Source organism: Pseudomonas gingeri (assembly GCF_013386165.1).
GTDB classification, from domain to species: Bacteria; Pseudomonadota; Gammaproteobacteria; order Pseudomonadales; family Pseudomonadaceae; genus Aquipseudomonas; species Aquipseudomonas gingeri_C.
In genome coordinates, this window is record NZ_JACAOS010000033.1 from 24516 (window position 1) to 39190 (window position 14675).

General features: G+C 62.6%; 11 protein-coding genes. 5 read left to right on the forward strand and 6 right to left on the reverse strand.

Features of this window, described 5'->3' with window-relative positions:
* Nucleotides 1-90 precede the first annotated feature (90 nt).
* Together HX866_RS32685 and HX866_RS32690 are read left to right on the forward strand one after the other, a co-directional pair.
* A complete protein-coding gene (locus HX866_RS32685; RefSeq protein ID WP_177097018.1) occupies nt 91-918 on the forward strand; it encodes a helix-turn-helix transcriptional regulator in 828 nt (275 codons plus the stop codon).
* Entirely contained in the window at nt 918-2336 is a 1419-nt protein-coding gene (locus HX866_RS32690; RefSeq protein WP_177097020.1) for an efflux transporter outer membrane subunit, read from the forward strand. The genes HX866_RS32685 and HX866_RS32690 overlap by 1 nt, the downstream gene beginning before the upstream one ends.
* Nucleotides 2337-2703: 367 nt before the next feature.
* Here HX866_RS32690 and HX866_RS32695 read toward each other — a convergent pair whose 3' ends face one another.
* From HX866_RS32695 to HX866_RS32705, 3 genes are read right to left on the reverse strand one after another with little or no spacing between them, the layout of a single operon-like run.
* Nucleotides 2704-4038, reverse strand: a complete 1335-nt coding sequence (locus tag HX866_RS32695) for an MFS transporter (protein ID WP_177097021.1) — start codon at nt 4036-4038, stop codon at nt 2704-2706.
* A gap of 41 nt (nt 4039-4079) precedes the next feature.
* Nucleotides 4080-5621 (reverse strand): class I adenylate-forming enzyme family protein, encoded by a 1542-nt coding sequence (locus HX866_RS32700; RefSeq protein ID WP_177141172.1) that lies wholly within the window; start codon nt 5619-5621, stop codon nt 4080-4082.
* A 2-nt stretch (nt 5622-5623) separates the two neighbouring features.
* Nucleotides 5624-6802 carry an acetyl-CoA acetyltransferase gene (locus HX866_RS32705; RefSeq protein ID WP_177141173.1) on the reverse strand — a complete coding sequence of 393 codons (1179 nt, stop codon included), beginning with the start codon at nt 6800-6802 and terminating at the stop codon, nt 5624-5626.
* A gap of 149 nt (nt 6803-6951) precedes the next feature.
* Between HX866_RS32705 and HX866_RS32710 the strand changes: the two genes are divergently transcribed.
* A complete protein-coding gene (locus tag HX866_RS32710; protein ID WP_177097027.1) occupies nt 6952-7524 on the forward strand; it encodes a LuxR C-terminal-related transcriptional regulator in 573 nt (190 codons plus the stop codon).
* A gap of 174 nt (nt 7525-7698) precedes the next feature.
* Nucleotides 7699-8265, forward strand: a complete 567-nt coding sequence (locus tag HX866_RS32715) for a TetR/AcrR family transcriptional regulator (RefSeq protein ID WP_177097029.1) — start codon at nt 7699-7701, stop codon at nt 8263-8265.
* 25 nt (nt 8266-8290) lie between these two features.
* Here HX866_RS32715 and HX866_RS32720 read toward each other — a convergent pair whose 3' ends face one another.
* From HX866_RS32720 to HX866_RS32730, 3 genes are read right to left on the reverse strand one after another with little or no spacing between them, the layout of a single operon-like run.
* The gene (locus tag HX866_RS32720) at nt 8291-9784 is read right to left on the reverse strand and encodes an efflux transporter outer membrane subunit (protein ID WP_177141174.1); all 1494 of its coding nucleotides are present in this window, start codon (nt 9782-9784) and stop codon (nt 8291-8293) included.
* Between the two features lie 35 nt (nt 9785-9819).
* Entirely contained in the window at nt 9820-12918 is a 3099-nt protein-coding gene (locus tag HX866_RS32725; protein WP_177141175.1) for an efflux RND transporter permease subunit, read from the reverse strand.
* Between the two features lie 9 nt (nt 12919-12927).
* Nucleotides 12928-14064, reverse strand: coding sequence for an efflux RND transporter periplasmic adaptor subunit (locus tag HX866_RS32730; RefSeq protein ID WP_371318745.1), 1137 nt, complete (start codon nt 14062-14064; stop codon nt 12928-12930).
* Between the two features lie 180 nt (nt 14065-14244).
* On the opposite strand from HX866_RS32730, the gene HX866_RS32735 reads away from it, so the two are divergent.
* The gene (locus HX866_RS32735; RefSeq protein ID WP_177141176.1) at nt 14245-14499 is read left to right on the forward strand and encodes a hypothetical protein; all 255 of its coding nucleotides are present in this window, start codon (nt 14245-14247) and stop codon (nt 14497-14499) included.
* Nucleotides 14500-14675: the final 176 nt, after the last annotated feature.

A 14675-nucleotide genomic window follows, 5' to 3' on the forward strand; every position in this document is an offset into this window, starting at 1 on the left:
AGAAATGGTTTGAGCGTCGCGGGGGGCGGATGGATTTCGTATCCCCCGACGACAGAATTGCAAGCTACTTCTGATATGCAGGATCAGCATATGAACCAACAGACGAATGCCAAAGATGTAGTGAAGGCCCACCTGTACCTGGAACTGGGGAAACTGGTTTCCAGCGTCGGCGACGAGAAATTCCTGAGCAACATGCACCAACTGATCAACGCCTCGGTGGCGGTCAGTCGGATCGAGCTCAGCGAATGGACCGTCGACGACAGCCAATCGTCGGTGGTCGATGTCCAACTGCTGGGCCACGCGGGGCTTGAGTTGAGCCCGCAGATGCAGGCGGTTTGCCCGACCAACGCCAAGCACCGCAACGACCATCCTCTGGTCAAGCGCGTGCTGGAAGTCGAAGACGCACTGCTGATTCATCTGAATGCACGGATGAAAAACGAGAAAGACAATAACTGCCTCGGCACGTCCCATCAGTGCAGCCTTATTTCACGCAAGGCCAATCGTTGCTGTGTGATTTCGCTGCACCGCCCACGGGTGGAACGCGACTTCTCCCTGCAAGAGCTGTCCTTCTTGAAATACCTCTCCGAGACCTTGTTGCCCCTGACGGAGCGACATGCCCGAGCCCATCGCCAATCCAGCGCAAAAAGCCCGGGTGGGTCAACCCCACGCAGCCTGGTTGCCCTGGAACAGACGCAATTGCAGCGCGAGTTCAACGAGCGTCTGAATGCTTGCGAGGTCGCGCTCTCGGTGCGGGAAAAAGAGGTTTGCCTGGGGTTGCTGGCCGGCGGCACCGTCCCTGAGATCGCAGAAAAACTCTGCGTCAAGAACAGTTCCATCGAGACCTACCTCAAACGTTCCGCGGCCAAGCTGGGTGTCAGCGGGCGACATGGGTTAGCCAAGTGGATGATAGGAGCATAATGAACAAATCCCTGAGCCCCTGGGTGGCCATGGCCTTTGCCCTGAGCGGCTGCTCGTTGATCCCGGACTATCAGCGCCCTGCCGCGCCGGTCGCCGCACAGTACCCGCAGACACCTGCCTACGCCCCGGCCCTCTCCGGACCGATGGCCGCAGATGTGGGCTGGCGCGATCTGTTCCGCGATCCGGCGCTGCAAAAGCTGATCGAAAGCGCGGTGCTCAACAACCGCGACTTGCGTGTGGCGGCCCTCAATGTCGAGGCCTACCAGGCGCAATACCGGATACAGCGCGCCGACCTGTTCCCGGCCATCAGCGCCAACGGCACCGGCACCCGCCAGCGCGTACCGGCCAGCGTGGGGCAAACCAGCAGCGCGGTGACCAGCGGCACCTACTCGGCGACGCTGGGGATCAGTTCCTACGAGCTGGACCTGTTCGGGCGTATCCGCAGCCTAAGTGAGCAGGCCTCGCTGACCTATCTGTCCAGCGAAGAAGCCCGCCGCAGCACCCAGTTGAGCCTGGTGGCGAGTGTCGCCAACGCCTACCTGACCTGGCGCGCCGACCAGGAACTGCTGGTCTTGACCCAGGACACGCTCAACTCCTACGAAAAGAGCCTGCGCCTGACCGAACGCAGCCAACAAGTCGGCACCACCTCGTCCCTGGCCCTTGCCCAGTCCCGCACCTCGGTGGAAAGCGCCAGGGCGAGCCTGGCGACCTTTCAGCGCCAAGTCGCCCAGGACCTCAACAGCCTGACCTTGCTGGTGGGCACCCCGGTGGCGGACAGCCCGCCGACCCGTCCACTGGCCGCCGACTGGTTCGCCGAAGTACCGGCGGGCCTGCCTTCGGATCTTCTGCAACGGCGCCCGGACATTCTCCAGGCCGAATACCAGTTGCAGTCGGCCAATGCCAGCATCGGTGCCGCCCGCGCGGCGTTCTTCCCGAGCATCACCCTGACCGCCAACGCCGGTACGTCGAGCAACGAGCTGTCCGGGCTGTTCAAGGGCGGTTCGGGGGGCTGGTTGTTTCAACCGCAGATCAATATCCCGATTTTCAACGCCGGCAGCCTGCAGGCGAGCCTGGATTACTCGAAGATCCAGAAGGACATCCGCGTCTCGCAGTATGAGAAGTCGATCCAGACCGCCTTCCAGGAAGTCTCCGATGGCCTGGCGGCACGCCAGACCTACAAGAATCAACTGAAGGCGCAGAACGATCTGGTGCAGGCCAACCAGGAGTATTACCGCCTGGCGGAACGTCGCTACCGTGTCGGCGTCGACAACAGCCTGACCTTCCTCGATGCCCAGCGCTCGCTGTTCAGCGCCCAGCAGACACTGATCACCGACCGGCTCTCGCAGTTGACCGCCGAGGTCAATCTGTACAAGGCGCTCGGCGGCGGCTGGACGGAGCGGACACCCAAAACCTTGTAACCTTGTGAGATCACGATGATGGGCACATTCGAACCTGGGTCACATGTACGCCTGCGCTCGGGCGGTAAGATAATGGTGGTCAAGCACGGCTCAACGGCCACCCATCTCCCGGACACCCTGCTCGTGCTCTGCGAGTACCGGGCCAAGAACCGCTTGGTGCAGGGTTTCTACTCCGCGCGGGATTTGATTCTTGCGCCCCGGGGGGCTGTGCCCAATCAGGGTTGAACACGGTTCACCTTGCAGGAGCGAGCTTGCTCGCGATGGACGTTAACGATAACGCAGCGTTTACTGGGTAAATGCGGCGCTCTCAGGTCTATCGCGAGCAAGCTCGCTCCTACAGGGTTTTTTGGGTGTTTTCAGGATCTCGTCAACTGGCCGGTATTGGCGTAGCTGCCGCCGGCGCGGCCTGCCGTACCGTACCGGTGCTGGCAACAAAATCCCCCTGGCGCAACAGCACCAGCGCAATCAGCGACACCACCCCCGTGCCGACGTAGAAGTACCAGGGCGATGTAATGTCCCCGGTCAGCTTGATCAGCCAGGTGGAAATCAGCGGTGCACTGCCACCGAATACCGCCACCGGAATGTTGTAGGCCACCGCGATGCCCGTGGAGCGGATACGCGTGGGCAGCAACTCGCTCATCAACGCGTAGGTCGACGAGGCATAGAGCCCGAACAGGATCGCCACCGCCATCAACGGCCAGAAAAACGACGCGGCCGTCGCCGTCGGCGCCGACTTGAACAGCCAGAACATCGCCAGGGTCGCCAGGGTGCCCACCACCAGCAGGAACGGCTTGCGCCCGTAACGGTCGGTGAACGCCCCACCGAACGGCATGACAAAGGCCGCCGAGAAGCTGGCAGTGAAGACATAGAGCAGGGTCGTGCCGCTGTCGAACTTGAGAATGCTCGACATGTAGGTCGAGGCAAAGGTCAGCACCAGGTAGAAGATCGAGCTGTGCAGGGTGATGATAAAGAACACCAGGGCAATCGCCCGCTTCCACTGCCAGACTTCCCGCAGCGGTGCCTTCGAGGTCTGCCCGGCCCGCAGCAAGGCGATGAACTCGGGGCTGTCTTCCAGCTTCAGGCGGATGTACATCGAGATCAGGCCCAGGGGCGCCGCCAGCAGGAAGGGAATGCGCCAGCCCCAGGCCTGCATCAACTCAGCCCCCAAGGTCCAGGTCATGCCGTTGGCCACCGCTCCGCCCAGCAACAGGCCGAGCACCGCCGTGACCATCAACCAGCAGGTGGCAAAACCACGCCGCCCTGGCCCGGCATACTCGGAAATAAAGCTGGTGATGGTGCCGATCTCGCCGCCGGCAGAGAAACCCTGCACACAACGAATCAACACCAGCAGGATCGGCGCGGCGATCCCCAGCGTGCCATAGGTCGGCAGCAACCCCAGCAGGCAAGTGGAGCCGGCCATCATCACCAGTACGGTGATCAGGGTCTTGCGCCGACCGATCTTGTCCGCCAACGGGCCGAAGAACAACCCGCCCAGCGGCCGGATAAAAAAGCTCAGGGCAAAGGCGGCGAAACTGGCGAGCAGGCTGGTGGTGGGGTCGTCGGAGACGAAGAACGACTTGCCGATATACACGGCGAGAAAGCCGTAGACGCCGTAGTCGTACCATTCGATCAAATGACCGGAGGTCGCACCGATAAATGCCCGGCGCCGTTGCCGGGCCGGGTCTGTGTGTGGCATTCCCATGGAAGGGACTCCTGTCTGATGGCTATCCGTAAAAAGGGGGGTCAAGGAACCAGGGTGTCATTGGCGCTGGTCTTCAACCACAGGCGCAGCTCGGTCTTGAGAATCTTGCCATAGCTGTTCCTGGGTAGTTCACTGCGAAACACGTATTTCTTCGGCTTCTTGAACGAGGCCATGCGCTCGGTAAACCAGGCATTGAGCGACGATTCGTCGAGCGTCCCGGCCATGCGCGCAACCACGAACGCTACCACCGATTCACCCCACTGTGCATTTGGTTCACCGACGACGCAAACTTCGAAGACCCCGGGGTGTTGCGCCAGCACCTCCTCGACTTCCCGGGGATAGACGTTGCAACCGCCGGAGATGATCACATCCTTGGAGCGGTCGGTCAGCGTCAGGTAGCCGGCGTCGTCGACAAAACCCACGTCACCGGTCAGCAGCCAGCCGTCCACCAGGGCCTGCTGCGTCGCGGCTTCGTTGCGCCAGTAGCCCTGCATGACGGTGGCACCGCGCACGGCGATTTCCCCCATCCGCCCGGGGGGCAGCGGCCGGTGTCCTGGATCGAGGATGCGGATTTCCACACACGACTGGGCCCGGCCCACGGACGCGGCCACCAAGGGCCAGTCAGGGTTCTGGCGATCCGCGATCAACTCCCGGGACAGGGCGCTGATGGTCATGGGGCTCTCGCCCTGGCCATAGATCTGCACCAGCCGCGGTCCGAAGGTGTCGAGGGCCTGCTCCAGGTCCGCCAGGTACATGGGCGCGCCGCCATAGACGATGGTCTTGATGCCCTCGCCGCCATAACCTTGCCGGCGAGCCTGCTCGACCATACGCTTGAGCATGGTCGGCGCGGCGAACAGGCTGACATTGCCCAACTCGCTCGCCAGCGCGAACAGTTCGTCGGCCTTGAAGCCACGGGATTCGGGAACCACATGGCGCGCGGCGCGGCGCACATGGATAAAGTTGTAGAGGCCGGCACCGTGGGACATCGGCGCCGCATAGACCACCGCATCCTCGGCGCCGACCGGATCGACATCGAGGGGATAACACAACGACATCGCCGCCAGGTTGCCGTGACTCAGCATCACGCCCTTGGAACGGCCGGTGGTGCCTGAGGTGTAAAACAGCCAGGCAATGTCATCGGCCTGCCGTGGAAAAGGCGTGACCGGCGTGACCAAAGCGATCGTGGCGAACGAGCCCATGTCCTCCCGGTCCAGCTCCAGGCAGCCCTGGGGCAGCAGCTCGGGCGCGAACACTTGGCCGCCATCGGTGAAAATCAACCGCGCCTGGGCGTTACCGACGATCCAGCCGGCTTCGGCAGGGTGCAACTTGCCATTGATCGGCACCGCCACCGCGCCGACCCACCAGATGGCGTAAAGCAGTTCGAGGTATTCGCAGCAGTTCTTCATGAACAGAGCGACACGGTCACCGGGGACAATCCCGTGCTGGTCCATCAGATACCCGGCGCGATGTCGGACCAGGGCGACAAAGGCGCCATAATTGGCCACTTGTCGCCGCCCTTCGAACAGGGCCGGTCGCTCCGGGCAACGCTGCCCGGCATCGTCCAGCCAGTTGGCGATATTCATGCTCAGCTCCTGCGTGCCTGAAGCACCGTGGCGTAGTTGGCGACGGCCATGCCGCCCATATTGAACACCAGGCCGAACTCCGGGTTCGCCGCGGCCAGGCCGATGGGTTCGCCGGTCAGTTGACGGAACGCCAGGGCATGCATCGAGACCCCGGTCGCCCCCACCGGATGCCCCTTGGCCTTGAGTCCACCGGACAGGTTCACCGGCAGGCGTCCGCCCGGACGCACGGTGCCGTCATCCAGGGCACGATGCCCTTCGCCCCTGGGCGCCAGGCCCATGGCTTCGTAGATCAGCAGTTCGGCGATGGTGAAACAGTCATGGACTTCGGCGAAACCGAGGTCGCCAAGGGTCACACTGGCACCCCGCAGGGCCGAGCGGATCGCCCGCTGCGGTCCTTCGAAGGCCAGGATGTCACGGCGCGAGATCGGCAGCACATCGTTGACCTGGGCCGTCGAGCGGATCCGTACCTCACGCCGGAACTGCTGCGCACGTCGGGACGACGCCAGCACGATGGCGGCGGCGCCGTCGCTGATCAGCGAACAATCGGTCAGGCGCAACGACGGCGCGACATAAGGATTGCTCTGGGAGACGTTGTTGCAGTGTTCGAAATCCATGACCCGGTGCATCTGCGCCAGGGGATTGGCCATGGCGTTGGCGTGATTCTTCGCGGCAATGGCGGCCATGGACGCCATCGGGCAGTGGTAGCGCTGGCGATACTGCTGCGCGGCGAGGCCGAACAATTGCGGAAAACTCAGGCCGGCCTCCTCGATATCGTTCTGGTAACCGGCACCGGCCAAGGCCCGGGTGACCTCGGCCGTGGAGTTGGACGTCATCTTCTCGGCGCCCACCACCAACACCAGTTCGGCGGAACCGGAAAGAATCGCGTTGATCCCGGCCTGAATTGCCGCCGAGCCCGACGCACAGGCATTTTCACAACGGGTGGCGGGTTTGAAGCGCAACCCCGGGTCGGCTTGCAGCAGCAAAGAACTGGCGAAACCATCCGGGACCATGCCCGAATTGAAATGCCCGAGAAACAATGCATCGATCTCAGAAGCGTCAATCGCGGCGTCCGTCAGCGCCTGGCGGGTCACTTGAACAACCAGATCTTCCAGGGTGGAACCGTCAAGGCGACCAAAACGTGAGTGGCCGGCCGCAACTATGGAGACACAATCATGGATCATGGTGATTTTCTTCTTGGAAAGGATCAGGCTGTGCTTACAATGGCGCAACGCCGGTATCGCTCGCCAGTTAGTACAATTACGTACCTGGGTACGTAGCGACCCCGGGTCTGAAATCGCCAGAATCGGACTTACCTTGAGGCAGGATGCCAATGACCGTCTTCACACAAGAACTGAAAGACCTTCAGCGCCTGGCATTCATGGTCTCGCCCGCAGCACAATTGATCACCGGCAACCGCGTGATGCTCGATTGCAACGAAGCCTTCCTGGAATTGTTCGGCTACCCGCGCGAAGAGCTGCTGGGGCAGCTGACCCTGCTGATCTACCCTTCCCAAGCGGATTACAAGACCATCGGCAATCGCAGCCGCAATTGGTTACGCCGCAGCAAGAACGGCTCCTACGCCGATGAACGTTTCATGCAGCACAAGAACGGTGAAGTGTTCTGGGCCAGGTCCCAGGGCTATACGCTGACCCCGGATGATCCGTTCAAGCTGATGGTCTGGCACTTCGAGCGCCTGGACCGGGCCCATCACGCCACGGTCGACCTCACGCCGCGCGAACGGGAAGTGTCGATGCACATCGTCAACGGCCTGACCTGCAAGGAAGTCGCGAGGAAACTGTCGATCTCGCACCGCACCGTGGAAGTCCACCGCGCCCGGCTGATGAAAAAAATGCAGGCCAAGAACAGTGCGGACCTGGTGTCGAAGATCATTTTTGTCGATTGAGCCGCCAGCCCCCTCCTCCTGTCGGTGCATTGAACTTCGGCTGATACCCAGCCTCAAAGATTACGACTACAATCATTAAATTCGACGACTCGTTATCGTCAACACCTGCCGAACAGATCCAGGGATTATCGACCCGGGCCTGTGCGGCAGCGGTGAATGTCGCAAGAGGTCCGCATGAAAGTCACCAAGGAACAAAGCAGCCTGAACAAGGAAAAAATCCTCTCGGCGGCGTCTCGGCTGTACCGGGAGCATGGCATCGGCGGTATCGGGATCGGCGAGTTGGCCAAATCCGCCGGGCTGACCCACGGCAGCTTTTATCGACAGTTTCCCAATGGCAAGGAAGAGTTTGTCGCGGCGGCGGTCAGTCGGATCTTCGAGGAGTATCAGGATTTCTGGAAGGGCACCCATACCACCGAGGATATCGTCAGGTCCTACGTCACGACCAAACATTGCCAGGACAAGCAGGCGGCCTGCCCGATTCCCACCCTCGCAGCGGATGTGTCACGGGTTGGCGGCGAGGCCAGCACGGCCTTTACCCAGGGTGTACAGCGTTTGCTGGGGACCTTGATGAGCAAGCAGGACGGTGACGCCGGCAACCTCTCGCAAGAGCGCGCCATGCAGGTGCTGTCATCGATAACCGGTGCGATGCTGATCGCCCGGGCCACTGACGACCCGGTCCTGGCAGACAAGATCATGACCTCGGTGATCAACCAGTGGTGCAACGAAACCGCCGATCGTTGATCGGCGGTTTAGCTTTCTTTGCTGGCTATTGCGGCTTGTCCGCAGCCACCACACTCGCACTGTCCCAGCCCCCGCCAATCGCCCGGAACAGCGTCACCGCCGCCCGTGCCGAATCGGCCTGGGTGCCGTTGAGGCTATCGCGGGCCACCAGCAACTCACGGTTGGCGTCCAGCACATCGGTCAGCGGTGTGGCACCGGCCTTGTAGGCGATCTGCGAAAGGTCACGGGCACGGGTCAGCGCGCTCACCTCCCCGGCCAGTTCCTCTCTTCTCTGCTCGGTCTGCGACAGCGAGACCAGGGCGTTCTCGACATCCTCGGCGGCCTTCAACACCGCCTGACGGTAGAGCGCCAGGGCTTCACGGTTGGCCCCCTTGGCCTGGGCCACTTCAGCGTCGATCTTGCCGAAGTCGAACAGGCGCCAGCGCACCAGCCCGGTGATCGACGGCTGGAACGAACGCTGGGTGAACAGGCCATTGCCCGTGCCACTGTCAAACCCGAGCGCGCCGGACAACGAGACACTGGGATAGTACTGCGCGATGGCTTCACCGATGCGTTCGTTGGAGGCCGCCAGGCGTCGTTCCGCCGCCATGATATCGGGGCGCCGACGCAGCACATCGGCCGTGGCAAGGCTGTCCTTGACCGCTGGCAAACCAGGAATCGCCGTGGCCTTGGACAACAATTGCGCGGCGCTGCCCGGCTGCTTGCCCATCAGCACGTCAAGGCGGTTGAGCTGCGCCTCCAGGGCAATGCGCAGCAGCGGTACGGTCGAACGGGCCTGCTTGAGCAATGCCTCGGCCTGGGCGACATCGCGCTCGGCCACATCGCCGACCCGCCGCCGCACATTGACCAGCTCCAGCAACTGCTCATCGGTACTGATCTGGTCGGTGGCGACCGCCAGGCGAGCCTGGTAGCCGCGGATCTGCACATAGGCATCGGCCGCCTCGGCCACCACGGTAATCCGCGTGCCCAGGTGTGTCGCCTCCGCCGCCTGCACTTCGTCCCGGGCCGCCGCCGCCCCTCGGTGCAGCCCCTGGGCCAGGTCGGCTTCCCAACTGGCGGACAGACCGGCAGTCAGTTCCTTCTGATTGCGGTCGTAGCCCGGCAGACCGCTGCCCAAGGCCCCCAATGGGCTTTGCAGGCTCTGCCGCTGACGGGTCGCCGAACCGTTGAAATCCACCGTCGGGTACAGCGCGGCGTCAGCCCCACCCGCCGCCGCCCGGGCCTGCTCGACCCTGGCCAGCGATGCTTCCAGGTCGAGGTTCTGGGCCACCACCTGATTGACGATATCCACCAGCAACGGGTCCTTGAAGCCGTACCACCAGGTCGACAGCTCAGGCGCCGGAAGCCGGCTTTCGGGCGTGCCGGCCAGGGTATTGTGAAAGGCCGCCAGGGCTATCTGTGGCGCCTGGTAGTCGGGACCGACCGAGCACCCCGCCAGTCCCAGGCCAAACAACAAGCCGCCGGCCAGGCGCCTCGATTGAGCGTGCAGGCCCAGGTTAAAAACAGTGTGAGCAGCCATCAGCGTCTCCCATGGAAGTATTTACGGATGAAGATTTAGAACGCCGGGGTGAACAACAGACCAAAGCAGGTCACCCCGAGCATGCCGAAGAACACCGTGGTACCCAGCGACTGACGCATCTCGGCGCCCGCGCCGCTGGCCACCGTCAGCGGTGCCACCCCGAGGATGAACGCCAGCGAGGTCATCAGGATCGGCCGCAGACGGGTCCGGGCGGCATGCACCGCCGCTTCCACCGCCGTGCCGCCTTCGTCCTGTTTCTGCTTGGCGAATTCGACGATCAGGATCGCGTTCTTCGCCGCCAGGCCGATCAGCACGATAAAGCCGATCTGGGCCAGGATATCGATCGGCATGCCGCGCCCGATCAACCCGCTGATGGCCGCCAGGATGCACATCGGCACGATCAGGATGATCGCCAACGGCAGGCGCCAGCTTTCGTATTGCGCCACCAGCACCAGGAAGCAGAACAGCGCCGCCGCGGCGAACACCAACAGGGTCGGCGTACCGTGCTGCTGTTGCTGGTAGGCCAGTTCGGTCCACTCGAAGCCGATGCCTTGCGGCAGGGTTTTCTGCGCCAGCTCTTCCATCTTGCGCAGGGCATCCCCGGTGGCGACGCCCGGCGCAGCCGCGCCCTGCACTTCCGCCGCCGGGTAGAGGTTGAAGCGCGGCACCCGGTAGGCAATGGTGTTGTGCTCGATGCTCGCCACACTGCCGATCGGGACCATCTCGCCGGCGGCGTTGCGCACCTTCAGACGGGTGATGTCCTCGGGTGTTGCCCTGAAGTTCGCATCCGCCTGGGCAACCACCTGGTAGGTCCGTCCCAGATAGTTGAAGTCGTTGATGTACTGCGAACCCAGGTAGACCTGCAGCGTCGAGAACACATCGGTGGGTTTGAGCCCGACCTTCTCGGCCTTGACCCGGTCGATATTGGTGAAGATCGACGGCGAGCCGGCGTTGAACAGCGTGAACATGCCGACAAAGGTCGGGTCCTTGCGGGCGGCGGCCACCAGCTTGTTGGCCGCCTCGGCCAAGGCCTTGGAGCCGAGCCCAGCGCGGTCCTCAAGCATCAGCTTGAAGCCGCCGGAACTGCCCAGGCCCTGCACCGGCGGCGGTGGGATGGTCAGGACATAGGCGTCCTTGATCACCGAGAGGCGGCGACGCAGATCAGCCAGCACCGATTTCGCGGTCAACCCCGGCATATCATGGCTGTACAACGACGGCAGCCCGGTGAACACGGTGCCGGCGTTGGACGCCACCGTGGAAGTGGTCGCATCCAGCCCGACAAAGGGCGCGGCGTGTTCGATACCAGGGGTGGCCAGGGCGATATCGATCACCTGGCGCACCACCGCCTCGGTACGCTCCAGCGAAGCCCCCGGCGGCAGTTGCACGATGGTGATGAGATAACCCTGATCCTGCTCGGGGATAAAGCCGGTGGGCGTGCTGTGGAACTCGAACCCGGTCAGGCCGATCAGGCCGACATAGACCGCCAGCACCAGGCCCAGTACCCGCGCCAGGCGCCGGGTCAGGTTGCCATAACCGAACGAGAGCTTGTCAAAGGCCCGGTTGAAGCGGCCAAAGCTGGCATCCAGGAGACGCCCGGCCCAGGAAAGATGTTCCGGCCCATGGGCACTCGCGGGTTTGAACAGCACGGCACACAACGCCGGGCTCAAGGTCAGCGAAACGATGCAGGAGATGATGGTCGAGGCGGCGATCGTCACCGCGAACTGTTTGAAGAACAACCCGGAAATGCCGCTAAGAAACGCCGCCGGCACAAACACCGCACACAAGGTCAGGGCAATCGACAGCAGCGCGCCACCCACTTCATCCATGGTGTGGTGCGCGGCCTCGCGGGGCGACATGCCGCCGTGGATATTGCGTTCGATGTTCTCCACCACCACGATGGCATCGTCGACCACAATCCCCACCGCCAGCACCAGGCCGAACAGCGACAGGTTGTTCAGGGAGATCCCGGTCAGGTAGAGCACGGTAAACGAGCCGAACAACGAGATCGGAATCGCCACCACCGGAATGATCGTCGCCCGCCAGTTCTGCAGGAACAGGAAGACCACCAGCACCACCAGCAGGATCGCCTCGAAAATGGTGGTGATCACCTCATGCACCGACTTGCCGATAAAGATGGTCGGGTCATAGATGATCTTGTAGGCCACCCCGGCGGGGAAATCCTGCTTCAGGGTTTCCATCTTGGCCAGCACGTCATGGTCGACATCCAGCGAGTTGGCGCCGGGTTGCGCATAGATCAGCAAGGCCGAGGCATCGCTGCGGTCCATGAACGCCGTGGAGCCATAGTCGACCGCACCGACCTCGACCCGACCGACATCGGCAATCCGGGTGATCCGGCCCGCGTCATCGGTCTTGAGGATGATCTGGGCAAACTCATCCGGGGTGGACAGGCGCCCCAGCGCCTCGATATTGATCTGATAGGCCTGGCTGTTCCGGGTCGGCGGCTGGTTGAGCACCCCGGCGGAGACTTGCAGGTTCTGCGCACGCAGCGCCGCCAGTACCTCACTGGCACTCAGGTTGTGCGCGGAGACCTTGTCGGGGTCGAGCCAGATACGCATGGCGTACTCGCGACCGCCCTGGAACTGCACATCGCCGACACCGGAGACGCGGGCCAGCACGTCCTTGATATGCAGCGTCGCGTAGTTGGACAGGTAGAGCGTGTCCTTGCTGTTGTCATCCGAATAGAGGTGCACGGCCAGAAGGATGCTCGGCGTGGCCTTGCGTACCTGCACGCCAAGGCGCTGGACATCCTCGGGCAAGCGCGGCAAGGCGTTCTGCACCCGGTTCTGGGTCAGGTTCTGGGCAATGTTCAGGTCCGTGCCGATCCGGAAGGTCACGGTGATGGTCAGCTTGCCGTCGCCGGTGGACTGACTGTTCATGTAGAGCATGTTCTCGACGCCGTTGATCTGCTGCTCCAACGGTGTCGCCACGGTATGCGCAATGGTTTCGGCCGAAGCTCCGGGGTAGGAGGTAATGACCTGTACCGTCGGCGGAACGATTTCCGGGTATTGCGCAACGGGCAGGACAAACAGCGCGCCGATGCCGATCAAGGTCAGGAAACAGCTGACCACCACGGCAAAACGCGGGCGATCGATAAAGAAATGGGCGATACGCATGATGTGGGCCTATTCCTTCGCTTGATCGTCGTCGGCTTTAAGGGTCGTGTCCTTGGCGTTGACCAGGGACCCCGGCGCGGCAAACGGCAGCCCACCGACAATCACCCGATCCTGCGCGGACAGCCCCGACGTGATGACCCGCAGGCCATGGCGCATATCGCCGACGCTGACTTGCTTGGGCGCGACCCGGCCGTCTTTGTCGACGGTGAGCACGTTGAAACGAGACTGATCGGGCAACACCACGGCATCCGGCAGCAACAGCGTCGGCGCACTGGCGGAGGTGACCACCCGCACTCGGGCGAACTCCCCTGGGGTCAGCCCACGGTCGCCGTTCTTGACGATGGCGCGGGCATGAATGGTGCCGCTGGAGCGGTTCAGGGCGTTGTCGATAAAGTCCAGGGTGCCCGGCGTCGAGTAGTCATGACCACCGTCGGCGGCGATCTGCACACTGTCCGCCGGGGCGCCCTGGCGGTTGCTTTTATAACGTTTGTATTGCTGGTAATCCGACTCGCTCATGTCGAAGTCGAGGTAGATCGGGTCCACCGAGACCAGGGTCGCCAGCAAGGTGGTCGGGCTGCCTGCGGCGCGGCTGCCGGCGATCAGGTTGCCGACCGACACCAGGTGGTTACTGATCCGCCCCGAGAAGGGCGCGACAATCTCGCAATGGTCGAGGTCGAACTGGGCGTCGCGGACCTGGGCATTGGCCTCGGCCACCGCCGCATCGGCCTGCTGCCATTCCGATTTGCGTTGTTCCAGGCTTTGCACGGAACCGGCGTCGTGGCGCACCAGCTCCTCGGCCCGCTGGAATTCATTTTTGGCGTAGGCCAGTTGTGCCGATGAGCGCTGCACTTGCGATTTGGCCTGGGCCAGGCGGATCTCGTAGGGCACCCGGTCCACGCTGAACAGTGGTGCGCCCTTCTGCACCAATTCGCCATCCTTGAAGTGGATGCCGGTGAGGGTGCCGCCGACCTGGGCCCTCAGTTCGACCCGGTCGACGGCGGAAAACTGGCCGAGAAAACCGAGCCGGGTGTCCAGTTGTTGCACCAGGGGCTGGCTGACCAGCACCTCGGGAAGCGCCGGTGCGGCACCCGCCGAAGCCGGGCGGCTATCGCCCCAGACCATGAACAGGCCGGCGCAGAGAGCCACTGACAACAGCCCTCCCCCCGCAGCTCCAACCACCTTGCGCTTATGGGAAAGCCGCGCCGACGGCGACGGCGACTGTTCCTCCATCCGTTCAGATTCCACTGGCACACCCTCAACTTGCGAACACAGACCTAAAGGGGCACCCACGCGCCCCACTCCCAGGCGCTGGACGCGGTGCCGCGGATGGCGGCAAACACTCATGCACCTGCCGCAATGATGATATCCATCATCATTGATGCCGTAAAGATGATGACCGAAATAATTAATCTCACCCCTCAAGCCGGCTCCGAGCGAGCCGCGCCGAACCTGGCCGATGGACAACCCCGTGCCTCTGCCCGCCAGACCGAGATAAACACCTTCCCACACCCGGACACGCCGACAGCTCGGCAGGGGCCACCTTCAATCACTTTTTATAAACAAGAAAAGAAGTACCGTTAGACACTTCAAACACTTTCTCCACCTGACAAACATATAAAACAGATACTGTAGACACGCTCCGTTTATTCCGTTGATCAATAAAGCCCCCAATACCTGGAGCCACTTCAATATCAATTTAATATCAAACAACCGCTCGTCGCACTTTCGAAAAATAATATTCAACTTTTCACAACGAC

What these genes read in the sequence shown, in the direction of transcription:
- HX866_RS32685 (WP_177097018.1), top strand. Translation starts at nt 91, where the DNA reads ATGAACCAACAGACGAATGCCAAAGATGTAGTGAAGGCCCACCTGTAC.
- HX866_RS32690 (WP_177097020.1), top strand. Translation starts at nt 918, where the DNA reads ATGAACAAATCCCTGAGCCCCTGGGTGGCCATGGCCTTTGCCCTGAGC.
- HX866_RS32695 (WP_177097021.1), bottom strand. Translation starts at nt 4,038, where the DNA reads ATGGGAATGCCACACACAGACCCGGCCCGGCAACGGCGCCGGGCATTT.
- HX866_RS32700 (WP_177141172.1), bottom strand. Translation starts at nt 5,621, where the DNA reads ATGAATATCGCCAACTGGCTGGACGATGCCGGGCAGCGTTGCCCGGAG.
- HX866_RS32705 (WP_177141173.1), bottom strand. Translation starts at nt 6,802, where the DNA reads ATGATCCATGATTGTGTCTCCATAGTTGCGGCCGGCCACTCACGTTTT.
- HX866_RS32710 (WP_177097027.1), top strand. Translation starts at nt 6,952, where the DNA reads ATGACCGTCTTCACACAAGAACTGAAAGACCTTCAGCGCCTGGCATTC.
- HX866_RS32715 (WP_177097029.1), top strand. Translation starts at nt 7,699, where the DNA reads ATGAAAGTCACCAAGGAACAAAGCAGCCTGAACAAGGAAAAAATCCTC.
- HX866_RS32720 (WP_177141174.1), bottom strand. Translation starts at nt 9,784, where the DNA reads ATGGCTGCTCACACTGTTTTTAACCTGGGCCTGCACGCTCAATCGAGG.
- HX866_RS32725 (WP_177141175.1), bottom strand. Translation starts at nt 12,918, where the DNA reads ATGCGTATCGCCCATTTCTTTATCGATCGCCCGCGTTTTGCCGTGGTG.
- HX866_RS32735 (WP_177141176.1), top strand. Translation starts at nt 14,245, where the DNA reads ATGGCGGCAAACACTCATGCACCTGCCGCAATGATGATATCCATCATC.